This is a genomic window from ANME-2 cluster archaeon (assembly GCA_014237145.1).
GTDB lineage: Archaea > Halobacteriota > Methanosarcinia > Methanosarcinales > Methanocomedenaceae > Methanocomedens_A.
In genome coordinates this window covers 1-22577 of sequence record JAAXOC010000075.1, presented here as the reverse complement: position 1 = coordinate 22577, position 22577 = coordinate 1, and the positions used below count along the sequence as shown (strand labels likewise).

Annotated in this window: 26 protein-coding genes and 1 pseudogene; 6 read left to right on the top strand and 21 right to left on the bottom strand. The window is 40.1% G+C overall.

From position 1 onward, the window contains the following. Positions 1-68: 68 nt before the first annotated feature. Both HF974_09690 and HF974_09685 read right to left on the bottom strand, forming a co-directional pair. Entirely contained in the window at positions 69-434 is a 366-nt protein-coding gene (locus HF974_09690; protein MBC2698579.1) for a DUF356 domain-containing protein, read from the bottom strand. Positions 435-535: 101 nt separating this feature from the next. Next, positions 536-1507 (bottom strand): transcriptional regulator, encoded by a 972-nt coding sequence (locus HF974_09685; protein ID MBC2698578.1) that lies wholly within the window; start codon positions 1505-1507, stop codon positions 536-538. 86 nt (positions 1508-1593) lie between these two features. Here HF974_09685 and HF974_09680 point away from each other — a divergent pair, with 86 nt between their 5' ends. Together HF974_09680 and HF974_09675 are read left to right on the top strand one after the other, a co-directional pair. Next, positions 1594-1875, top strand: a complete 282-nt coding sequence (locus tag HF974_09680) for an acylphosphatase (protein MBC2698577.1) — start codon at positions 1594-1596, stop codon at positions 1873-1875. A gap of 342 nt (positions 1876-2217) precedes the next feature. After that, a pseudogene (locus HF974_09675) lies at positions 2218-2852 on the top strand (IS1 family transposase). A gap of 44 nt (positions 2853-2896) precedes the next feature. Here HF974_09675 and HF974_09670 read toward each other — a convergent pair. Beyond that, the gene (locus HF974_09670; GenBank protein MBC2698576.1) at positions 2897-4294 is read right to left on the bottom strand and encodes an MFS transporter; all 1398 of its coding nucleotides are present in this window, start codon (positions 4292-4294) and stop codon (positions 2897-2899) included. Between the two features lie 634 nt (positions 4295-4928). Here HF974_09670 and HF974_09665 point away from each other — a divergent pair. The 4 genes from HF974_09665 (at position 4929) to HF974_09650 (ending at position 7575) form a co-directional block, all read left to right on the top strand. Continuing rightward, entirely contained in the window at positions 4929-5273 is a 345-nt protein-coding gene (locus tag HF974_09665; protein MBC2698575.1) for a hypothetical protein, read from the top strand. Positions 5274-5646: 373 nt separating this feature from the next. Continuing rightward, positions 5647-6918, top strand: a complete 1272-nt coding sequence (locus HF974_09660) for an MATE family efflux transporter (protein MBC2698574.1) — start codon at positions 5647-5649, stop codon at positions 6916-6918. A gap of 54 nt (positions 6919-6972) precedes the next feature. Next, entirely contained in the window at positions 6973-7224 is a 252-nt protein-coding gene (locus tag HF974_09655; protein MBC2698573.1) for a PIN domain-containing protein, read from the top strand. Positions 7225-7254: 30 nt separating this feature from the next. Then, positions 7255-7575, top strand: a complete 321-nt coding sequence (locus HF974_09650; protein ID MBC2698572.1) for a hypothetical protein — start codon at positions 7255-7257, stop codon at positions 7573-7575. Positions 7576-7676: 101 nt separating this feature from the next. Here the strand turns inward: HF974_09650 and HF974_09645 are convergent, their stop codons facing one another. From HF974_09645 to HF974_09560, 18 genes are all read right to left on the bottom strand, one after another. Next, positions 7677-8183, bottom strand: coding sequence for a hypothetical protein (locus HF974_09645; GenBank protein MBC2698571.1), 507 nt, complete (start codon positions 8181-8183; stop codon positions 7677-7679). A 58-nt stretch (positions 8184-8241) separates the two neighbouring features. Continuing rightward, complete coding sequence (locus HF974_09640; GenBank protein ID MBC2698570.1) at positions 8242-9066, bottom strand: hypothetical protein; 825 nt, start codon at positions 9064-9066, stop codon at positions 8242-8244. Positions 9067-9115: 49 nt separating this feature from the next. After that, the gene (locus HF974_09635) at positions 9116-9283 is read right to left on the bottom strand and encodes a hypothetical protein (protein MBC2698569.1); all 168 of its coding nucleotides are present in this window, start codon (positions 9281-9283) and stop codon (positions 9116-9118) included. 168 nt (positions 9284-9451) lie between these two features. Further along, complete coding sequence (locus HF974_09630; GenBank protein ID MBC2698568.1) at positions 9452-9649, bottom strand: hypothetical protein; 198 nt, start codon at positions 9647-9649, stop codon at positions 9452-9454. Positions 9650-9688: 39 nt separating this feature from the next. Further along, the gene (locus tag HF974_09625; protein MBC2698567.1) at positions 9689-9874 is read right to left on the bottom strand and encodes a hypothetical protein; all 186 of its coding nucleotides are present in this window, start codon (positions 9872-9874) and stop codon (positions 9689-9691) included. A 133-nt stretch (positions 9875-10007) separates the two neighbouring features. Next, positions 10008-10154, bottom strand: coding sequence for a hypothetical protein (locus HF974_09620; GenBank protein MBC2698566.1), 147 nt, complete (start codon positions 10152-10154; stop codon positions 10008-10010). A gap of 211 nt (positions 10155-10365) precedes the next feature. Then, positions 10366-11655: an MFS transporter gene (locus HF974_09615; GenBank protein ID MBC2698565.1), complete on the bottom strand. Its 1290-nt coding sequence runs from the start codon at positions 11653-11655 to the stop codon at positions 10366-10368. Between the two features lie 48 nt (positions 11656-11703). Then, a complete protein-coding gene (locus tag HF974_09610; GenBank protein MBC2698564.1) occupies positions 11704-12468 on the bottom strand; it encodes an ABC transporter ATP-binding protein in 765 nt (254 codons plus the stop codon). A gap of 13 nt (positions 12469-12481) precedes the next feature. Then, positions 12482-14815 (bottom strand): ABC transporter permease, encoded by a 2334-nt coding sequence (locus tag HF974_09605; protein MBC2698563.1) that lies wholly within the window; start codon positions 14813-14815, stop codon positions 12482-12484. 455 nt (positions 14816-15270) lie between these two features. Then, a complete protein-coding gene (locus HF974_09600; protein MBC2698562.1) occupies positions 15271-15939 on the bottom strand; it encodes a hypothetical protein in 669 nt (222 codons plus the stop codon). Further along, entirely contained in the window at positions 15936-16118 is a 183-nt protein-coding gene (locus HF974_09595; protein MBC2698561.1) for a hypothetical protein, read from the bottom strand. Before HF974_09595 ends, HF974_09600 begins: the two co-directional genes overlap by 4 nt. A 247-nt stretch (positions 16119-16365) precedes the next feature. Continuing rightward, positions 16366-17184, bottom strand: a complete 819-nt coding sequence (locus HF974_09590) for a hypothetical protein (protein ID MBC2698560.1) — start codon at positions 17182-17184, stop codon at positions 16366-16368. Between the two features lie 171 nt (positions 17185-17355). Beyond that, complete coding sequence (locus HF974_09585; protein ID MBC2698559.1) at positions 17356-17952, bottom strand: GNAT family N-acetyltransferase; 597 nt, start codon at positions 17950-17952, stop codon at positions 17356-17358. 1 nt (position 17953) lies between these two features. Further along, on the bottom strand, positions 17954-18127 hold the full coding sequence (locus tag HF974_09580) for a hypothetical protein (protein MBC2698558.1): 174 nt from the start codon (positions 18125-18127) through the stop codon (positions 17954-17956). Positions 18128-18376: 249 nt separating this feature from the next. Then, positions 18377-19390, bottom strand: a complete 1014-nt coding sequence (locus tag HF974_09575; protein MBC2698557.1) for a hypothetical protein — start codon at positions 19388-19390, stop codon at positions 18377-18379. Further along, entirely contained in the window at positions 19374-20252 is an 879-nt protein-coding gene (locus tag HF974_09570; GenBank protein MBC2698556.1) for a DUF3267 domain-containing protein, read from the bottom strand. The genes HF974_09575 and HF974_09570 overlap by 17 nt, the downstream gene beginning before the upstream one ends. Positions 20253-20455: 203 nt before the next feature. Next, the gene (locus HF974_09565; protein MBC2698555.1) at positions 20456-20671 is read right to left on the bottom strand and encodes a hypothetical protein; all 216 of its coding nucleotides are present in this window, start codon (positions 20669-20671) and stop codon (positions 20456-20458) included. A gap of 175 nt (positions 20672-20846) precedes the next feature. Further along, a partial coding sequence (locus HF974_09560) for a S9 family peptidase (GenBank protein ID MBC2698554.1) occupies positions 20847-22577 on the bottom strand: 1731 nt, incomplete at its 5' end.

Sequence of the window (22577 nt, the reverse complement as noted above, 5' to 3'; positions counted from 1 at the left end):
GTATAGGGAAGTATATACTTTACTGTAGGCTTAGAAAATGTGAACGAAGTGAGCATTTTCTTGATTTGTCAGTCATTATTTTGCAGCATTTCATTGTCTCGCTGGCTAAACTCAGGCAGGATCTTAATATTCTTTCCCAGTTCCTCAAACACTTTATGCTGGGAACTGACAATGACCACATGTGCAGGCGGATGTATCTTTGTAAGTTTTCCAATAGCGACACTTGGACTTGTGTTCAGTGAAACTAAAGCTGCTGCATAGCACTTATTTTTCAATGGACGATTCATTACCTTCCCAAGTATCTCGTCTGCATAATCCGGTGATATGGATCTTGGTGGTCCTGAAAACACCATCTGTCCGTATCTCCTTAAATCAAGTAGCGCAGTATGTACCTTTGTAGGACTATCTGCACGTATTATTGCAAAAGACTTCATTTTTTACTCCACACAGATTAATATATTGGTATTCAATATATTACTAAGTATAATACTATGTTGATGACAAATAAATAAATTGTCATATTTTATCTGGCAATTCAAGTCTTTTTGACCTTTTCGGAAATAAAAGTCATAAGGTCAAGAAAATCATCCATTGTGTCAAGTTTTTTCTTCTCCACAAGTACAGTATTTTCTATCATCTCTGACCTGCAATATCCATTTACAATGACCATGGAATGAGTATTTGTCACTTCAGAGATGCTGCTCATTAACTTTGCCCTTTTCATCATTGCTCCTGAGTACTCACTAAAACCCGTGAGAATCTTGGACACATTATCCTGATCAATGCTCTCCCTGTGCTCAAATGAAACAGCACTGAACGGTGCCTGTGAGATTGGAATCACATCAATGCCTAAATTGGATAATATAGATTTAATTATTGTTCCTGGCTCCTTTTCAACCGGATGGCTCCTGGACTTCACATTTGTATTTTTTACATTTAGAAAATCAATAGCAAGGGCAATTCCGGTATTGAACATTTCTTCGATCTTAATCACCATATCAACAGACATATCCATACCTTCTTCTTCATATTTACTTATGGTACGCCTGGATAAACCAAGGTCTGAAGCCATGGCTCCAATTGAAAGTTGTTTGCGTATTCGCTGTTCACGCAGCACACTACCATCCACACTCACATACAGCCCCCCAGGTGCTGCATATACCACAGGCGGCAGTTCTTCTATAAAATAATCAAATATTGTATCGATATTAACAGATGGAATACCATATCTATAATATACGACAGTGGGTTCAAGTGGTTGATCCCTGGTCTTCTCCCCAACCAAAAGCACAGACCCCTCCAGGTATTCTGCAAGGTACATCATCTCTTGTGCAGTATCCTCTTTAAGACCGTCGATGTTGGAAAGTACTTTTATCAATAATAGCCGTTCATTGCGCCTTGCAGCGATGTCAAAGCTTCTTGGCCTGATATTGCAGCGTTCTGAAACATTGAATCCGCTTTGTTCCAGTATGCCTATGACCTGGTTTATCAATATCTCTTTATTCATCTTCCTTGAAGTTGTGCATAGTAATACTATATAAAATAAGAGGTTAATTATACATATATCCAGTTAAAATTCTAAAGGTTTACGTCATGAGCGATATCAGGGTGCATCTTATTATCTCAGGAAGAGTGCAGGGAGTGTTTTTCAGGCACAATACTATGAAAAAGGCAGTAGAACTGGGATTAAAAGGTTGGGTAATGAACCTTCCTGATGGGAACGTTGAAGCTGTATTTGAGGGAATTCCTCAACGGGTTCATGAGATGATACAGTGGTGCCATATGGGACCACCCTTTGCAGATGTCAGGAACGTGGAAGAAGAATGGGAAGAGCCTGCCGGCAAGTTCAGTTCCTTTGATCTACGCTACAAATGACCTCTTAATTACGATTTTACAGAACAATTATAGAATAGCTGTAAGCCCTGGAATTGTAAGATTATTCGGTCATGTCCGGCAACGCAGTTGATATATAAGTGGAATGCATTAGTCATCGGTTAAGGAGTTTGACTGGCTCGATATGTATTTTTTCCAAATAACCAATGATTTTTTATGCTTGACCAATTTAGTTTGAATAGATCACAGATGACACGGATTAGACGGATTTTCACGGATTTATTTTCGTATCCGCGCGCATCCGTGTCATCTGTAAAATCCGTGTTCTATCACAATATTACTCTAAACCGATGACACATGAAGTGGAATGCATATTTGTCAACTATGGCAAAAAACAAATTAAAAATAGACCTGAAAAATGAATTTTGCTCGAACAAAAATTGCAATGACTACAGCAAGAGAGACACAGCCAACATAGTCAAATACGGGCACGACAAAAATGGCAAACAGCGGTTTAAGTGCAAAACATGCGGTGGTGTCTTCGTAGAGACCAAAAACACTATTTTTTACAATCGCAAGTTATCACAGGACCAGATAATCTTGATCTGCAAATTACTGGTAGAAAAAAATGGAATAAGAGCCATTGAACGCATAACTGGGATACATCGCGACACGATATTAGATGTTGTAAAAGACATAGCAAGACACGCGAGGGATGTAACTGACTTTTTAATAAAGGATATTGAACTTAGTGAAGTTCAGGTGGATGAAATGTGGTATTTTATAAAAAAAAACAAAAAAACGTTGACGAAGGAAATGATTACTCTGATAAACATGGCGATTACTGGATCTACATAGCAAAGAAGGCAGATACAAAACTCCACCTGGCACACAGTAGTGGTAAAAGAGTGCAGAAAACAGCAGACAAGCTAATGAAAATAGTAAAAAAGCGATGTGAAATGCCAATAGATAACGAGAAGGCGACATTTACTAGTGATGGCAACAGTCAGTATATAAGTGGAAATGCTCAATACACCGTGAAAACTTTTGATGTCTATTCGATTTAATGAACCTTGCCCCGTGCCATAGATGCAAATATCCCGGCAAAACACAGAACCGAAAAGATCATGAAAGCAGCCTTTATACTTTCAATAAAAGGAGAATAATATTCTGGTGTTATCTGTGTCCTGCCCATAAATACTGTAAATAATAACATGGTAATTCCCATACTCAGCATCTGCCCCACCAGCCGCATCGTACCCATTGTTCCGGAAGCAATTCCATAATATCTTTTTTCCACACTGGTCATGATGGCATTGGTATTGGGTGATGAGAACATAGCATAACCAAAGCCAAGTAATATCAGATTGAGTACAATAAATGTCAGGGTCGTTTCATTGTCCAGTAAGGTGAAAAGGAAGAGCCCTATTGTCATCACCATCATCCCCATTGAAGCCACTACTCGCGGCTCGACCATGTCTGAGATCTTGCCTGCCATGGGTGAGAGAACAGTCATCACAAAAGGCTGCGCCACCAGCACTAAACCCGCACTTTGGGGGGGCAGTCCTTTAATGTATTGCAGATAAAGGCTCAAAAGGAACGAGACCGCAAAAGTAGCAGAATAATGGATAAGAGCCGCCAGATTGGAGAATGTAAAGGCCCTGTTATTGCTGAAAATGTTCATATTCACTACAGGATGCTCCACTTTCTTTTCCCAGTAAATAAACAACAATATCCCTGCAATACCGATGAATATCAGCCAGGCACCCGGGATATTGGGCAGAAGGGAAAGACCATACATTATAGATACCAGTACTATTCCGTAAATGATCGAACCTCTAAGGTCAAAACTTTCTCCTTTTGCATCTGCCCATTCTCCCTTCATTTTCCAGATGGTGAAGAATATCACAATTATGCCGAGAGGTACATTTACCAGGAAGATACTTCGCCACCCGAAATGCTGTGTAAGGAAGCCGCCCAAAAAAGGACCGAGGGTAAGTCCCAGATAGACTGCTGCTACATTTATTCCCAGGGCTCGTCCCCGCTCTCCAACCGGAAATACTGACGTGACTATAGCTACAGCAGTCCCAAAGATCATTGCACTTCCCATTCCCTGCAATATCCTGAATATGATGAGTACAATGACCGATGGTGAAATTGCACAGAGGAAAGAAGAGACTGTGAATATCATGATTCCATATATGAATATTTTCCTCCTTCCATAGATATCTGCAATTCTCCCGAATGGAACCAGGAACACTGCAGCAGCTAGTAGATACGAGGTTGCGATCCAGCTCAGCAATACAGCATCAACAGCAAATTCGATGTCAATGTATTTGAGCGCAATAACCACGGATGAGCCCATGAAAGGAGTAAGGAATGATGCCAGTGTAGCTGCGATGAGTGCAGATGTTTTTATGCTTGCTTCATCCGGCTGTTCGATGAGTTCTCTGGAAATCATGCTATGCTTTTTCATCCTGCTCTATCCTGCAGATACGATATTTCAAAGTTCTGGTTCGGTAAACATGATTGGACAATTTCATTGAGATGGACTGTGGTATGGCTTACTTGGTTCATTTTTATCTGATAATTGGATTTGGTTTAATGGTACTTAAGGTTAAATGACGGGATGGTTGGGTGGAAGAAGGATTGTTTGTTTTAATGTGGGTAATTGAATTATTAAAATAAGGTATATTCCAAACCTGGACTTTCGAGTAGAGATTGTGAATCTGATTTATAAAGATAAACCTTTTCGCAAAGTTTGTAGTATATTATTATTGTTCCTGTATAGGAGTGAATAATACCAGAAATCGCTCTATACAGGCCTCGTTACATTTGAATGTGGTATATCGTTGACTGTAACTATAGGCGTTATGTGCATCCTTGGAATAGCATGAACCAGAATAACAGTCGTGGCGCCTAAATTGGGGCACGGATAAGGCTACAAAAAAGGACATGGTGAGAAACAAAGTTTATTTATACTCTTATTTTTAAGATGGTATGGACGAACATGAGTTCGGATATCAATGAGTTATATGACATTCCGACCGCCGCCAAGACAACAACTACACAAATAACTAAAGTAAACAATTAGTATGAATTGGAAAGAATTTTTTAAACCATACGGGAAAAAATATTTAATATCTGTAGCTATATATATTTTTTATATTGTTTTCATATTTTTGAAACCAATCATTATTGCCAGTTGGGGGGGTGATATTCCAATAGGTACTGTAGTGGAAGTGCCAGATACTATTATCGATTATATCTTAAAAGCTCCATTTTTTGTTGTAGTTAGCATCCTTGGCGCATTTGATATGAGCCCATTCTCAATGTCGGCTTTAACAATAAATATAATATTTCTGTTAAATCTTTTATGGTGGTACTTCATCTCATGTTTGATAGTTTATTCTTACGATAAATTCAAAACAAAACAATAAATGGCGGGGTTCGGAATGCTTCGCTCGTTTCACTCGTTCGCCCTCTTCGAGACTCATATAACAAGCAGCAATACTAAAAGCAGCCACTCTCATAATTTTCGTACCCATTTTTACCGATAAAAGCTAAAAAAATAAAAAACGATGAAAATCCACATGCACCCGCGCCGGGATGCCTCAGATTTTCCAATCCGAGGTTAGCAATAATAATCCCGATTCATCCTCAATAAAGCAACAAACCCCCAGCCATTTCCCAGAATACCATTATTACCCCTCCACCCCATAACCACCCAGAGAACACTTGACAACTACCACTAAAAAACCCAGACTTACTGAACGACCAGTCGCAAAAACCCTTTTCAACCTGACCATACCCATGATAATCGGTATGGTAGGCATGGTAGCATTCAACCTTGTAGACACATTTTTTGTCGGTCAATTGGGCACACAGGAACTGGCAGCACTGAGTTTCACCTTTCCAATAATAATGGTAATCGTCAGCCTGGCAATGGGAATAGGAACCGGAGCCTCAGCTGTCATCTCACAAGCCATCGGCAGGGGCGACCATCATAAAGTACAGCGGCTCACAACAGACAGCCTTATCCTATCGTTCCTTCTGGTCGCATTCTTTGTAGCCTTCGGGATGCTGACCATCGAGCCCCTGTTCATTCTCCTCGGTGCAGAGCCCGAGATTATACCCCTGATAAGAGAATACATGGTCATCTGGTATCCCGGTGTGCTCTTTGTCATAATCCCCATGGTAGGGAATAATGCAATCCGCGCAACAGGCGATACCAAAACCCCAAGCGCCATAATGCTAGTGGCCGTGGTTGTAAATATCATACTCGACCCCCTGTTGATATTCGGGCTCGGTCCTTTCCCCATGCTAGGACTCACAGGAGCAGCCATTGCTACTGTTGTTTCAAGAGCCATTACGCTGGTCGTCGCTCTGTGGGTGCTTTATTATCGTGACAGGATGATAACATTTGAACCGCCTGCCCAAAAAGAAGTAATCGATTCATGGAAGAGCATCCTGTACATCGGACTGCCTGTTGCCGGGACCAGACTGCTCTCTCCCGTTGCCATGGTTGTTATCTACGCCTTAGTGGCATCATACGGCCATGAAGCAGTAGCTGCCTTTGGTGTAGGTATCCGCATCGAATTCTTTGCCATGGCCGTGATCTTTGCCCTGTCAACGGTTATAGGGCCGTTTGTCGGCCAGAACTGGGGTGCCCGCCGGTTTGATAGGGTGAATCTGGGTGTCAAATACAGTAATGTTTTTTCACTGGCCTGGGGTGTGGCAATGTTCACCACGCTTGCGTTAGCAGCCCGGCCAATTGCCTCATTGTTCAATGACGACCCACAGGTCATATCAATAATTATGCTCTATCTGTGGATCGTCCCTATAGGATATGCTTTATTTGGTGTTTTCTTAATATCGACCATGATCTTGAATGTGTTGAATAAACCTATTCCTGCAGCAGTCCTCATGGTGATACAGATGTTCGGCCTGTATATCCCACTGGCTTATGTGGGGTCATACCTGTTCGGTCTCACAGGGATTTTTGGTGCAATAGTGCTGGCATATTCATTAAGTGGAATTGCATCTTATTTCGTGCTTAAAAGAATGCTCGCAATCGGAGGCTGAACATCAAAGAGACCAACAGCCACCTTTATACTCTTTCAATGTATATCATATCTCATGCCCCACAGACCCATTGAAAGTGTACTGTTCGACACGTCGTTTTTGTTGAACGACTTGCCTGACGTGGATAAAATTATCAAGATACTGCAAAGGGGCCGGGTCTCATGTTATATTTCCCGTACGATCCAGAGTGAAATGGATGACCTGTATTATGTGGGCAGTATATCCAGACAAAAATACACCAGGGGTCTTGCCAGGTGTAGAAAAGCAAGGGCCAGTCTTCTGGACAGCGACCGTAACTTTCTGTAAGGTAGCATGACCCGGGAGTGCACGGAGTCCATGGCGCAGGAACACGGCACAGCACCCGGGGATGTGCACAATGATTGCAGTATACTTACTTCCAGCCTCTATAATTCTATAGACCTGATATTATCAGAGGATTTCCATTTCACATCAAAGCATACTGACAAGGTAGTCGATTCAGTAATTGATATGACCTGTGAAAGGTTCGATAAATTATGTGGTGGTGACGTCATACTGCTGAATAAAGACGGTTTCCTGGCTGCCTACCAAAACGGACAGGTCGACCTTGATGTGGTGGAAGCCATGAAGCAGGATGTGAGGAAGAACTCGAAGGTGTTGAAAGCGGGCAATAAATAATCTGCATTCATTTGGAAACTCAATATATCGATACCACAATAATACGACCACACCACAGGGAAGAGCAGGCGTCTGTGACAGGCAAATCCAGAGCATGGCTATTAAAATTTAGAGGGGATGTTGTATTCAATTCTATCTATTTTGAATTTTGCATAACTTAAATCACCTGATTCAAGATTCCAGATAGCCTCTAAGTAGAAAGGTACTTTCATGCCATCAACAGTTCTGTAGTCACCACAATAACCTGTGAAGTTCTCCAGGGTATTATCTTTGTATCTTTTTGTTTTGAATTGAGTGATCTGTCCTTCTTCATTAAAACAGAATACACCTTCAATACTCAGGTTTTTATCAGTAAAAATCACTTTTGCAGAATTGTTATCTATTGGTTCCCATTGTAAATTCTCTGAGGGTAATAGTGCCGTAGGAAACAAAGGGGCTTCAGCTAACCATCTAAGGAGTTCACCTTGATCAGTTTCTCTTCCCTTTGCATCAACAATTTTTATGAGGGATAATAATTTGACTTTAAGATTTCCCGTACCATCAATATAGACATCCTTTGCAGAAAATAGCGGAACTTTACCTGACCAGACAAATCCTGGCTTTTTCACTGTAAAATATTTTTCTCCTGTAATAGATACCCAATTCTTACTTGCTTTAAATTCTCCATCATGCTGTAATCTGACATAACTCACGTATGGCTGGTTTTCCTTTAATGAATACTTGAAATACCTCTGGACTGACTGCTTCAACATGGTCAGGTAGCAGGACAAGGACCAGCAGTGCAATTATTAACAGGTAGACAAATCGTATGAGCCATACAATGAAGATTGAAATTGTTACCGGTATGTTAAAAATACCAGTAGGTTCCTGCCTGGTAAAACTCACTTCCTGAATTACCGTACTTGGAGGAATGGTCACTTTCCTTGGGCTTGTGTACTCAATAGTGCCATTAATACGAGCTGTGGAGAGAACATTGATATTACCCACCTCCAATTCCACATTGCCACCAACCGGACCGGCCAGTACCACATCACCTGCTCTTCCTTCAATATTTCCGGCAACTTCACCCCAGACATCCATCCGGCCGGAACCAAAGACAATATCTCCACCGATATATGCCACCTCAGATACTTCTACGGTGGTCGCACCGACAAATACATCGTCACCTATATTTCCTTCTATTACTACATCAATAGCGCCAATCCTGACATCATCCCCCACAATACCGCTTATAGTCACTTTACCTCCACAGGCCATGACATCGCCTGTGACGTTACCCGATATCCGGACAGATTCTCCGAAGGCCATAACATCACCCAGCACCGTTCCCCTGATATCTACATTATCCCCATAGATCAACAGGTCGTTATCAATTACAGTATCTGCACTGACAATTTCTTTATCCTTATAATCCAGAACAGCACTGGCCGAACTGCTGACTAAAAGTAATATTGTAAGAACTACTAATAACGAAAAGCAACGAATATTCATAATGAAACCCCATATAAAATTTTAAACAAATAGCACATATAATTAACTGTCAGTTTGGAATATCGAACCGACAATTGCTTTTATGAAAGAGAACATCCGGGTCTTGGATCATTGCCCTTGCCAGACCCAGCTTACTCTTCATTCCCTTGGAGAAAGTTCCTACTTTATCACCCTTTCTTTCTAAAAGTCCTTCAAAGTCAAGCAGATTTTTAATCATCTCTTCCCTGCTCTGTTGGGAGCCAGATATCCGAATTTCTCGACTTCCTGCACCTGAAAATTTAGTCCATTGACTACGGTTTTTCAATTGAATGTTTTTGTTTGGTCCTGTACTTCGATTATTTTATAACTTGTTGCTAAATTAATTTCAAGTTAAAATTTTCACATATTATTGATATTTCACCCTCTTCACACTTGAGCCGGCACCTGCAAGAATAAGAGATAAGGCACCTAATATCGAGGTCTGTCCCTGTGACAGGTATCCGGCTATAAAACCCAATGCTCCGGCAGCAAATATGCCGGTTCCAATTATTAATAGCAATTGTGCCCTGTTAGCTCTATTCAGTAGCTTGAATCCGATTTCCATCAATCGCACTCCCTTTTTGGCATTTCCCCTTTATTCTTATTATTGACCAGCAATCTTCAATAATCGTTCCGGTCTATGGATGTACACAAAAAAGTCTTTGGCCGATAATAATGCGATGTTCTCCTTTATATTGATCACTTTACCTTCATATTCCCTTTTATCGACTGCCCAAAGGACTTTAACCCGGTCTCCAATCTGTATTTTATTTCCTTTCTTATCTTGCATATAACTCACCAACAAAACATTCATAGGCAACTTTCTTTAAATCCACGCAGGTTTATACTCAATAAGTAGAATATAGCTATTACTACTTATATTTTTCTATAAATCGACAGATCGGAAGATTTATTGTTTTATCTTATACGCACCCCACATCCACCAGGATTGAAGTTTTCCTGCGCTCCGGCAGAGGGGTTCCTGATAGTACGGCCCAATTGATAACCCATTTTGTACTCACGGACCACTGGATTAAGCTGATGAGTTCCGGGCACTGCTCCCCATGCATCCACGAGGCACCACAAAAGCGCCTGCCACCCCCCACACCACAAGAGCGGGAGGAGGCGATGTAGGCGTATTTTGTTCTCTTTTTAATACAATAATAGTTCCAGCAATACAAATCCGATTTAGTCGATAATTTTTTTGATATAACTTTGGTGTAAAATTTTTATTTAATCTGAGATAATTTATAATCACATTTTTTATATTAATTATATAAATCAATTTATGTCTAAATTTTTTATAAATCTATTTTTAAAAATTATTATACTTATAAATGAAATTATTATTCCAGAAATTATGAGTATTAAACCAATTCCTCTACCTTCTCCCATTCCAATAATGGAACCAACGGTTCCTGTCAATTTTCCATTTACTTCCAGGAGAGGATTAAAAACTTTATCTGCCAAAAAACCAGCTACAACAAAAGCCACAATAGAACCAAAGTAAGTAATTGTCGAAATAATCGACCAAACACGTCCTTGCTTTTTGTTATCAATATTTTTTCGAATCAAAACTTCAATTGATGTATTAACAAAAGGTAAAACAGCGAAGAACATGAAACCCGCCATTGTGATAAAGATGATGCTTGTTGAGAGTCCGATGTTCGCAAAAAATAGACCAGCCAGGAATAACGAAATGGATAATACTTTCACATGTTTACTTTTACTGCCAAACAAACCGATAAATAAACTTCCGATCAACATACCTGATGCGCAGATAGACTGGGTAATCCCCGTAGTTTTCGGATCGGTTAACGAAAGAAGCATAGGAAAAAAGAGTGACTGCAATAATCCTACAAAAAATAAAACAATCATTATGGTACCAACTAACCAAACGACACCTTTGTTCCTGGAAAATTCATAAATACCTTCTTTGAAATCGGCAATAAAGTCTTGTTTTGGCTGCTCTGTTTTGTTTGTTCCTAAAGTTTTTCTTATCCAAATAATAATTACACTAGCAATCAAAAAGGTAGAGATATCAATCATAAAAATAAATTTAATATCAATTATCGTTAGTAAAATCCCTGCTAAAAAAGGTGATATTAAATATTGAGATGAGGTGGCCAGTTGCATTAATCCACTGGCTTTAGCATATTGATCCTCTGGGAGGAAATCAGTAACTAAAGCTTTGAAAGCCGGCTCTTGAAACGCGGAAAAAGTTGAACTGGTTGCAATTCCTAAATAAATTTGCCATAATTGGATGTCGCCCTTCAACATCATAAATAATATGAATAACAAACCAAGTGTTGCTCCCAAGTCTCCAATCAGCATCATTAAACGCCGGTCATAACGATCCGCTAAAATGCCACCGAAAGGTTTTAGAAGAAATGGTGGCACGAAAACACAAAGAAGTATAAGCGTATAACTTGAAGCCGTATGAGTCTGTTGATAAACATATACTCCTAAGGCAAAGATAGTGAGACCACTACCGATCATTGAGATGAATTCTCCAAACCAAATTTGATGGAATTTGGAAGACAAATTTTTTGATTTGGGATCAATATTCATTTTTAATATCTCTTTTTTAAAATTAAATATTAATGGTCGGTAAAGTCTTTACCAATCCATTTTTAATAGCCACTTTGATAGTTTTTCTTCTCTCTCACTGCTATCTTTATCTTCCTCCTTAAATTTGCCAAGATTGTACTCACTCACTATTTTGCCATCAACCATATAGAGAACACGTTCTGTTTTTGATGCCACTTTAACATCATGCGTAACTAACATAATAGTCGTTCCGGACTCGTTTATGACTATAAACATGTCCATTATTTCATTTGCAGATTTTGAATTTAAAGCGCCTGTAGGTTCATCTCCGAATATAATCTTTGGATTATTAATAAGCGATCTGCAAATTGCAACTCTTTGAAGCTGACCACCTGAAGCCTGTGTTATGTCATTGTCTGCAAGTTCGGCGATACCTGTTTTTTCCATCAATTCAATTGCGAAGTGATTAATTTCTTTACGGCTCCTGTCTTTTGCCATATATGCTGATATAATAATGTTATCAATTATATCGAGGTTTTTTAACAAATTTATCTGCTGAAAAACAAATCCCATTTCGTGCAGTCGTAATGTTGACATTTCTTTCTCTGATAAAGTTGATAATTCAATACCCTTAAACACGACACTGCCGGCAGTTATTTTATCCATTCCGCTGACATTATAAAGTAATGTTGACTTACCGGAACCAGATGGTCCCATAACGGATATAAACTCACCTTCTTTTATCTGCAGATCTACATTGTTAAGTACATTATGTTCTTTTTTATTTAGCACATATGTCTTACGTAAATCTTTAGTTTCTAATATATTATTCATAATTATACCTCCGTCATTCTGCATTCATGTCAGACATATTGAGATCCTTTATAGATACAATACTTAGCAATGTTGTTATGGTTACTATGATGATCAATCCGATCGGGCATAGAATATACGCATGATAAGGATTGATAATAAACTCGATCTTTGGTGCCCCTAGCATTGATAATATAGCACCGATCATACTCTGGCCTATAGTATTTGAAAAAACTGTTCCGAGAATAATACCTGTGTTTAATACAACTAATGCTCTTGTTATATACTGCAATTGGATATCTTTCAATGAAAAGCCAAGACTTTTCATAATAACTATTTGAGATGAATCTTTTGCAATCAGCATTTTTAAGAACAGTGATGTGATCAGCATTGCCACGAGAACTGCAATTATCACTGCTAGTAGTGTCAGAAGTTTTAACTGACTGGTTGTATTTTCAAATGTCTGATCCACATAGCCATCTATATCAGTTACTTTTGCCGGATAAAATGCTTCTGCATATTCATCCATTTTTTCATCAATATTTGTTTTAACATCTAAATTGACCATATACCACAATGCCGTTTCATGATTCGGTGCTATAGCCGCTTTTGCCGTTTTACCGCCATTAGTAATATCTTGGTAGATTCCACTTACCTGCATCATCTTTATCTGATCATCTACTACCATTGGTATATTTTCACCAATGCTTTTTTCAAGTTCTTGGGCTATCAGATAGGAAAGAGCTATCTCGTTATCCCCTATTGGTGCAGTGCCCTTCAGGTATTCCAATGGGAAAACAGTAGAATCTCCTGTTCCGACAAGAAGACTTTCTTCATATCCATCTTTATTTATTATGTTGAACTTACATATTATTAATGTTGAAAATTTCTCTACATCCGGATCTTTTTCTATATAAGTGACCATATCCCCAAATCGTTCGACGATATTTTCTGTATGCCGTAAATCAATAAGAATCTCACTGTGTCCCATACCCATATAGGTAACAAACTCATCAGACTCAATTGTGTTAAGAAAATTTATTGGAACAATAATAATAAATGTACAGATGAAAAACACAAAGAACAGTAATGCGTATAATTTGAATCGCAGAAGAACATCCCTTAGCCCTATAAAGATATTAACATTAAAGAATCTGTTTTTATAAAGGAGGAAAAAACTATTTCTTGTATATGATTCACCTGTGTTCCCCAATCGGAGAGCTTCTACTGCTGTAATTCTGTTAAATCTTCTCAGTGTTAACATGCAGAAAAACAGGACAATAAAGAAAATAAGACCTGTCGCCAAAAATGGAATTATTAACTGTATAACACTCTTTGGCGCAGAACCTATATAAAGCATAATATTCGCAGAGAATATCTTATTCAAAAACAATGAAAGTATATAGCCAGATACACAAGCACCTGCTGCCATAGCAAAATACTTTGATATATATATTCTTTTTATATCCGGCGGTAAAATCCCTATGGCTTTCATTACCCCAATTTCCTTATAATCCTCTTCAATGGTTGTCAGGATGGTAAACCTCAGACAGAGGAGTGCTACAACATTGAGTAATAAACTAATAAACATAATTACAGCAGCAATAAGACCGTCAGTTAAAGCATTAAGAGTTTTAAGTAATTTATAGTCAATGGTCGGACCTTTTTGAGGCAGGTCGGATAATCTATAGGAGTTGGTGAACTCACTTATTTTGCCTGGATCATGTAATTGAAATCCGATCTGATATTCTATTACCCCAAAATTCTCTTTAAGATTTTCAAAATCCGTATCACTTACAACAAAACGTTTTGAACTTATTATGGATGGATTCATCTGTACATCCCGAATAAAATTAACCACTGCAAATTCCATTTGAGTTTTGTCATTCTTGATTCTAAGTGTATCACCAATTTTCAGGTTTTCTTTTTGCATGTAGTAGATAGGAACAGCTATTTCACCCTCTGAAACATGAATTACCTGACTTTGTAGATCGAGTAAGAAATCAAAGTGTTCATTCTGTTTTACAAATCCCATTTCCATTACACCGGCTTCTTCCGGAGTCGGATTATCCTTAAAATAAACATTAGATTCGTGAATATTTATCGATTCAGCCGTTTGCTGAATTTTTGCAAGTTCATTATCCTGGGTCCATTCGTCAATACTGGTCTGATTGAATTCTCCTGAATGATATTGGACAAAATGCGGTGCATTTGATTTTTCAAATAAATAATCTACTGAATTACTTAAATCAATAAACATATTTGAACCACTGGAAATAAGTGTTGCAGAGAGCATGATAAAGATGAAAACTGCTATAGTTATGATCTTTTTTCTTAGAAAATCTTTCTTTAACATCTTTAATAGCATTACATCAACTCCATTACCTGCATCTGCTGTATATTGATTATAACCTGTTCCTATCTAGTGTCGAGTCAACCATATAATATTGCAACATATATGATCTGACACGGTTATATTTTCCAGTAATTTTCAAGACGCTGATTAACACTGATTTAAGGTTGCATCTGCGTAACCTGCACGCCCTTAAGGCGTAGCAGGCATTCACTTCCTGCGGAAGTGAATGTATCAGCGTTCGACCGAAAGGTATAATAGTACGTTAGTCTGCGTCTAGTGTAATTATTGAATAGTTTGATTTTAGAATTGTGCCCTATGCCCTTCATAATCTTACACTTGAAGTTTGACTTGACACTAGTATTCCGACTGTTCGTCACCATATCCCTCTGCATCTTTTCTTCGTCTTTTTGTTTAATTTTTCTCACCTAAATTGAAGTTACTGTCATGTTAACATCATTCTTTCATTATTATCGCCTTATCTCATAGCCCCTGGTCAGTGAAGAATCTGTGGTCCCTTGCAGCCCCCCGAGCATCAGGCTGGTAAAACGTCCAGACACAAAAGCCAGGCCATTCATCACGTGCATTGAGATCAAACCCACACCTAATCCCACGATTGAGCAAATCACTGCTTCATTGAGGGTGTCGATCTGCCAGGAGAAGATATACATTTGAGACTCCGGGTCGGTATATGTGAGGGGCGCAAACACTAATCCTCCAGTCAAGGCGATCAGGGGGATAACCACAACTAATGAAAGAATGCCGAGCGGGAACCTGGCAAAAAGATATACCAGGCCTTTCCAGGTCAAAGGGTTGCTCAGGTGAGCTTTTAGCTGCTCCCATACGCCCTGTCCTGATGTAGTCTCGCGTGATATCGGGGGAATGTCTACATGCAGCAGCCAGATTGCAAGTTGACGTTCGAACACCACGAGTCCCCACCATGCTGCAAGCATCAGTAGCATGATTGGAATTCCCACCCAAAAGGGCAAGCTAAGTCCCAGCGTCAGTCCGGTCACCAGGAAAACGAAATAGGCTGTTCCCAGGGGGAATGCCAATAGCAGATAGATGATGTTGAGATAAGTTCCCTCTCTGGCGACCACACCAAAGAACTGTTTCACAATGTCAGTTGTTTCGTTCATGTTGATTGCCTCCCTCGCCTGTCCAGTAAGCTTCCTGTTCCCAACCCGAGGATTATACCAAATCCCGTAAGTGTATGAAATAACACATTGTTCGTGATGGCAAATGCTGTTATTCCAATTCCGCTTCCAATAAACATTCCAAAGATCATACCAAGCTCTGTATAGCTGTATTTTTTCATCTTTTTTCACCTCTTTTGTCAGATCGGGCTTTTTATCAACCTGTATTAAAACATTGTATATTATTAATAATACTTAAGCCTTTCTATTTATCGAATGGTTGTATGATGAAATACCTGGTTTAGTAAATTGTGTGTAAACTAAAACATTAATAGCGGGTTTGAATATGAGGGGGATTCCGCTTTTCGCTACAGGTAACAATTGCGATTGTGAACAAAAATAGCGGTGAACAAATCCGGAGCCTGGGTATCAAAATTTTGTGGGGTTGTTGTATTCAATTTTATCTATTTTGAATTTTGCATAACTCAGATCACCAGATTCAAGATTCCAGGTAGCCTCTAAGTAGAAAGGTACTTTCATACCATCAACAGCCCTGTAGTCGCTACAATAGCCTGTGAAATTCTCCAGGGTATTATCTTTGTATCTTTTTGTTTTGAATTGAGTGATCTGTCCTTCTTCATTAAAACAGAAAACACCTTCAATAGTCAGGTTTTTATCAGTAAAGATCACTTTTGCAGAATCGTTATCTATTGGTTCCCATTGTAAATTCTCTGAAGGTAATAGTGCCGTAGGAAACAAAGGGGCTTCACCTAACCATCTGAGAAGTTCACTTTGATCGGTTTCTCTCCCCTTGGAATCAACAATTTTTATGAGAGATAGCAATTTGACTTTAAGATTTCCCGTTCCATCAATATAGACATCTTTTGCCGAAAAAAACGGAACTTTACCTGACCAGACAAAACCTGGCTTTTGCAGTGTAAAATACTCTTCTCCTTTAATAGATACCCATTTGTTACTTGCTTTAAATTCTCCACCATGCTGTAATCTGGCATAACTAACGTATGGCTGATTTTCCTTTAATGAATACTTGAAATACCTCTCGACAGGTATTGGGAGGTCTTTGATATGATTTGAAGTATAAACTTTGCCAGAAATGTTTTCCGAATCTGCAAAAAGTTTTTCAACATCTTTGTCGAATTCTGATTTCATCATTCTATCCCCCATTATTAGAGTTGTGATTAAGACAAGTGCAACAACCCCAATAATAATAAATATTTTTTCAATCATACAATGTTAATAAATTTATAAATATTTAATAAGTTTTGGTTTTTTTGGCTCCGGATTTATTGAATATAACGTCTTTCGAGTATATTACGTCGGCACAGCCGATGTCCCAAAAGGGCAAAGGAGCGAAGCAACTACAGATATACTCGCTGTTAGGCGAAGTACCACCATTTTTTATTCTTTTTCCATCAAATATGTACCGATTTCCTTACCTTTGTACATCATCGTGTCTTTAGACCGAGGCTGAAATCCGATCTTTGTATAAAATTTTTGTGCTCGTTGATTAAGTACATTCACATGAAGATACAATTTGTTTTGCTTTTCTGCCACCATCTCAATCATACGTGTTCCAAATCCACGTCCTTGATATGAGGGACTTACACTAATCGTGTGGATGTAATATCCATTTTCATCCATCTCCCCCGATGTGATCTTAGCCATCTTGAAGAAGAGCGGCATCTTTTTCAAGAATGCCAAAAATCCCATCGCTTTGAAAAAAGCTTTCCCTGAGTCGGTATCCAACTTCGATTTTTTATTAACTTGAAAAACAACAATTGCTCCGACTATTTCGTCTTCGTATATCGCACATTTAAGATAGGGGGAGCTAAAATAGTTATTGTCCATGCTCATCAGTTTCGTGATCACCTTTATCCCCCTTTCTTGTTCTCCAAACACCAATGAATTCATCTCTTCATCAGATATATAAATGAGATTCGCTATGACATGCTTATCGTGCTTTTCAGGATTATATTTTTCAAGTTTAATGCTCATTTTACGCATTCTCCAGTCTGTGGTCCCATGTAGCCTCAAACATCAGGATGGCAGAACGTCCCGTTGTATCAGTCGTTTCGTTCATCTTAGTCGTTATACTCCCGCAGCTCTGCTGCGGTTGGGTGTGCTGGCGCAACGTTTGACTTTCCAGTTCTTGTGTGAATTTATTCTTCATAAATTATTGCAAAACGCCAAACACTGAATTTAATGTCAATTATCTCTTTGTCCTGATTTTCTTTTAACCATTTATTTGCCTTTTTGGCAGACGAAAACTCTTTCACTTGTTTCATTATTTCACCTCCTCCAAGTCACTTAGTGTAAGTACAACTTCTTTTTGACATTTCCAATTTCCCAAGTTCTTTACGTCCATCAAGGTTGAATGGTTGTTGTTCTTTCATGTTGATACTCCTTGATTCTCTCAAAATTACCACAAACCCGGGATATATTCAAATTCAAATTCATCCACCTTCTCAGCCGGCAATCCACGATCCGCAAACATATCTTTGAAAATCCGACGATATTCCTCTTCCGGGATTTGCTCTCTGGTGCTGAGCTTGATCTCCATATCCACACCTCCCAGCCTGTCTATTTTGATCGTATACTCATGCCCGTTATCCTGAAGGATTACCCTTGTATTCGTGACAAGGAAATCTAAGACTCCTATCTTTTTGTCCTGGTTGTAGAATGTCTCCGTGATCCAGCCTTCTCCACTTGTTGGTGAAACGTTTGAGTTGGTGCTTGTCTCTTTCAAATTGGAATATACTGACGCGATGTCGAGCCCCTTTCTTATACTAATTTTTCCAGATTCTTCCTGACTATTGCTGATAGAGTCTTTGAGCTGCGTTAAATAATCTCTTGATTCCTGCTCAGTGATGCCAAACATCAGCCTGAACTTTTCAACGATCCATTCATCCGGTGGAAGATCCTCTGGCTTAAATGGTGCTAGGGTATCTGGTCGATCTTCATTATAGAATGATATATCTGTGCCGCTTTCGCTGTGCCAGGTTGAAAAATACACATTTTCACGGTAATAATACGTCACCGAAAGAAATCTGTAGTCCTCACCGAATCGTTCGTCCAGTTCTTTTATATTGGATGGATGCACTCCAATTGTATCTTTTGTATTGACGTAATAAGGCCCGTCAACCTTATATCCGGCTTTTTTTACATTGGAGATAATTTCATCATAATCAATTTCACCAAGATTGCTCCCGGTTGTGGAATATCCGGCATGATCTGAATAGATCAGTATTAATCCGAATGATGCGTACACCGCAGCTAATAAACCTGCTGCGAGTATTATGGTTAATGCACCTTTTTTTATATTAGACCAATTTTTATACTTCCATATCCAGAAGACTACGACTATGAATACAATCCCGAATACAATAAACAGAGAATTCATAATTGATCGCTTCCTATCAATCTGCTCGGACATTTTTGGTTTTTGGAGATTTGATAATCGCATAAACCAAACCCAAAATCACGCTTACGGCTAATATTGATAGGGGGTATAAATGGAAACCGAAACCTTCCCCTATGCTATGATATTCAAAAATTGTGAAAATACTATTCGTGGGTCCAATTGTCAAAGATTCCACTCCTAAAATACTCAGAGGTATTGGCGCGATACCCATTAGACATCCTACCGCAAAGAAACAGAGTATGAATACTTTAGAAAATCTTGAAACAAATCCTGTTGTAGAGATATTAATGGGTTTATCAGTTTCTTTTCCATAAATTATCAAGCCGGTTTTTCGATCTTCCAGTATTACATGTTTCGGATATCTCAGTACGTTACGTGTCACCCACATATCGCCCACTGCTCCAGAAGCATTTATTATAAACGGTATGAACATCCAGTGTGCAATTGATGGAAAAGCAGCCATGATTCCTATTACAACCAGTGAGATCACAACCAACGGCGCAATAGCGATCACTATGTACTGGTTGCGTGGAAAAACAGTTTTTGAGGTGGCGTAGAAATAGGGAAGAATGAAATATGCAATACCTGCACCATAAATTGGCTTGCCTCCGTATTTTGACATAAATGCACCATGGATGAGTTCGTGCAATACCATTGTACCAACGAAGAGAGCTACTGAAATAAGAATTGTGCCGCTTGTAAAGTTAAAGCCAACGTTCCCGGTAAATAGTGTATATAGTGATGTGAAAAAAAATCCAAAAGCAAATAGAGCTAATGTTCCCATCCCAATTAATGTTACTACAACTTCTTTTGTCATTTCCAATTTTCCAATTTCTTTACATTCATCAAGGTTGAATGGTTGTTGTTCTTTCATGTTGATTCTCCTTTACAAATAATTCTATCATTATCGGCTATTCTACTATTACAAACTTCAATCATCAAATACAACGTATGAGTATTTAAGAATTTCCATAAATAGTCTAGTTTATTTATTAATAGTGTGGATTTTCGGTTTATTTACGCACTATCTAAGGAAGCTGGAGAATGTAAGGAGGCTATGTTCTAAGCATTTTCTGTTCACCGGACCCATGCCATATGAATATGCAAGGTTGGCTGCCACCCAGCTACCCTTCTGGTAGCGAGTGCAGTGTTCATCGTCATTTTCCGGCAGCTCTGCGCTTGCAACACGCACCCGAACATATATTCCAACTTCGCACCCAAATACCGCCGGATTAATCGAAAATCACCTGGCAGCATCAACAATGCATCGCAGATCTTTGCTTTTGCATTCATGAATTTCACCTCACGTATTCCCATCCACAAGCAGCCCGACCCTCATCGATGAGGCAGAGTATAGCATGGAGCTTCTCATTCGACATACCGATTTTGTCTGTCCCGAAAAAAGCCGCCAGATAAACCTGGACTTTAGAAGCATCCGGGTTAGCCTGGCAGCAAATTCAACCGATAACTACTCCAAAAGAGCATCTGCAAGACCCGGCACCTCTTCAGCACCGACTGGAACAGTGACGCTCGAACCCTCGAAATCATCACCGATAGGCTCGTACCGCCCGCCCAGATGTTCGGCGAGGAACACTTCGGTTACTGCGAAAAACGACAGCCAATTCTCAGGTCTGGCAAAGCCGTGCCCCTCGTCCGTGTATAGCAGATATGTTACCGGTATGTTTGCATCCTGCATCGCATGGACGATCTGGTCTGACTCTGCCTGCTGGACACGCGGGTCATTTGCACCATGACCGATCAGTAGCGGCTTTTCGATCAGGTCCACATAGGTCAGCGGCGAACGCTCTGCAAGAAACGCTCTGCCCTCTTCTGTTCTGGCGTCACCCATGCGCGTTGCATAGAGCTCGATCACCGGCTGCCAGTACGGCGGAATCGTCTCAAAGAACAAGGTCAGGTTCGATATTCCCACGATGTTTACGCCGCAGGCAAACGTATCAGGCGTGTTCGTCATGCCCCAGAGCGTTGCATGTCCACCGTAACTGCCACCCATGATCGCCACACGATCTGGGTCCGCGATACCTTCCTGAACAGTCCAATTGACAGCGTCGATAAGGTCATCGTGCATCTTACCGCCCCACTCCAGATTACCAGCATTGATGAATTCTTTACCATATCCAGTGGAGCCGCGGAAGTTGGTAGTAAAAACAACATAGCCGCGGTTAGCCAGCCACTGTTGCCATGAGTCGTAGCCCCAGCTGACTCGTGCCCATGGTCCACCGTGAACAAGCAACACCATCGGCAATGGCTCATCCGGACGCCCATCGAAATCACTGTCGCTTCCAACCGGCAGCATGTAGTAATTGACCAGGTCCAGCCCATCACGCGACTCGATGACCACAAAATGCATCTTTGCGAGAGACAAACTTTCCAGTGCCATACGTTGCGTGAACAGGAACTCTGTGCTCTTTTCTTCGCGGTCATCGTAATAATATTGCACCGGACCATCATCCACCTCGTAGGTAACCATCCAGTAGTCATCGTTGAGTGTTCGGCTCACAACCTCGACATCGCCGTTCGCAACCGTTTTCAGGTAGGCAAGGTCACCATCGATGGACTCGTCAATAATCTGCCAGTGTTTGCGCTCGTAGGTGAAAGAGACTGCCTGAACAATCTTTTCAGTCGGATGGATCATGAAATCACTGGTATCCGCACGCGGATCCTCAGCGATCAAAGTCTGCTCACCAGTTCCAAGGTCCATTGCGAAGAACGCTGCAGTGTTACGGTTGCGGCTATCGACCATGTAGAAAACCGTACCGGTCTTGTCGAACCCGACGATACCCGTTGTGAGCAAATCCTCCATTGCAATCTCCATAAACGGCTCCCAGCCACCCTCCCTGGTTGCCTGGAATATCTCGCCTCCGCCGTCAGACGTGAGTCGCACCGCAAAGCGGACGTTATAGTTATCATCGGTTGTGAATTCCACAAAATCCTCGTTCTCCATGACAAGACGCCTCTCACCGGTTGTGATGTTGAGCCGATGGATGTCATGAAGTGCGGGATCACGGTCATTGAGGGCGATTAATATCTCTTCAGGGAACTTATGGCTGACCGCCTGGATGCGGGCTTGCACGCCCTCAAATGGGGTTAAGTCGGTGGTCTCGCCCGTCTCCAGGGTCACGCTGTAGACCCGCCAGTTCTCTTCACCAGCCTGGTCCTGGGTATACAGGATGTGCTCGTT

Coding starts and splice junctions, on each gene's coding strand:
- HF974_09630 (MBC2698568.1), bottom strand. CDS start 9,649: ATGGAAATCGGATTCAAGCTACTGAATAGAGCTAACAGGGCACAATTG.
- HF974_09610 (MBC2698564.1), bottom strand. CDS start 12,468: ATGAATAATATATTAGAAACTAAAGATTTACGTAAGACATATGTGCTA.
- HF974_09615 (MBC2698565.1), bottom strand. CDS start 11,655: ATGAATATTGATCCCAAATCAAAAAATTTGTCTTCCAAATTCCATCAA.
- HF974_09570 (MBC2698556.1), bottom strand. CDS start 20,252: ATGAAAGAACAACAACCATTCAACCTTGATGAATGTAAAGAAATTGGA.
- HF974_09625 (MBC2698567.1), bottom strand. CDS start 9,874: ATGCAAGATAAGAAAGGAAATAAAATACAGATTGGAGACCGGGTTAAA.
- HF974_09585 (MBC2698559.1), bottom strand. CDS start 17,952: ATGAGCATTAAACTTGAAAAATATAATCCTGAAAAGCACGATAAGCAT.
- HF974_09685 (MBC2698578.1), bottom strand. CDS start 1,507: ATGAATAAAGAGATATTGATAAACCAGGTCATAGGCATACTGGAACAA.
- HF974_09605 (MBC2698563.1), bottom strand. CDS start 14,815: ATGCTATTAAAGATGTTAAAGAAAGATTTTCTAAGAAAAAAGATCATA.
- HF974_09635 (MBC2698569.1), bottom strand. CDS start 9,283: ATGATTAAAAATCTGCTTGACTTTGAAGGACTTTTAGAAAGAAAGGGT.
- HF974_09575 (MBC2698557.1), bottom strand. CDS start 19,390: ATGTCCGAGCAGATTGATAGGAAGCGATCAATTATGAATTCTCTGTTT.
- HF974_09655 (MBC2698573.1), top strand. CDS start 6,973: ATGCCCCACAGACCCATTGAAAGTGTACTGTTCGACACGTCGTTTTTG.
- HF974_09595 (MBC2698561.1), bottom strand. CDS start 16,118: ATGAAAAAATACAGCTATACAGAGCTTGGTATGATCTTTGGAATGTTT.
- HF974_09680 (MBC2698577.1), top strand. CDS start 1,594: ATGAGCGATATCAGGGTGCATCTTATTATCTCAGGAAGAGTGCAGGGA.
- HF974_09670 (MBC2698576.1), bottom strand. CDS start 4,294: ATGATTTCCAGAGAACTCATCGAACAGCCGGATGAAGCAAGCATAAAA.
- HF974_09650 (MBC2698572.1), top strand. CDS start 7,255: ATGGCGCAGGAACACGGCACAGCACCCGGGGATGTGCACAATGATTGC.
- HF974_09590 (MBC2698560.1), bottom strand. CDS start 17,184: ATGATTGAAAAAATATTTATTATTATTGGGGTTGTTGCACTTGTCTTA.
- HF974_09580 (MBC2698558.1), bottom strand. CDS start 18,127: ATGAAGAATAAATTCACACAAGAACTGGAAAGTCAAACGTTGCGCCAG.
- HF974_09690 (MBC2698579.1), bottom strand. CDS start 434: ATGAAGTCTTTTGCAATAATACGTGCAGATAGTCCTACAAAGGTACAT.
- HF974_09620 (MBC2698566.1), bottom strand. CDS start 10,154: ATGCATGGGGAGCAGTGCCCGGAACTCATCAGCTTAATCCAGTGGTCC.
- HF974_09660 (MBC2698574.1), top strand. CDS start 5,647: ATGATAATCGGTATGGTAGGCATGGTAGCATTCAACCTTGTAGACACA.
- HF974_09640 (MBC2698570.1), bottom strand. CDS start 9,066: ATGAATATTCGTTGCTTTTCGTTATTAGTAGTTCTTACAATATTACTT.
- HF974_09565 (MBC2698555.1), bottom strand. CDS start 20,671: ATGAATGCAAAAGCAAAGATCTGCGATGCATTGTTGATGCTGCCAGGT.
- HF974_09665 (MBC2698575.1), top strand. CDS start 4,929: ATGAATTGGAAAGAATTTTTTAAACCATACGGGAAAAAATATTTAATA.
- HF974_09600 (MBC2698562.1), bottom strand. CDS start 15,939: ATGAACGAAACAACTGACATTGTGAAACAGTTCTTTGGTGTGGTCGCC.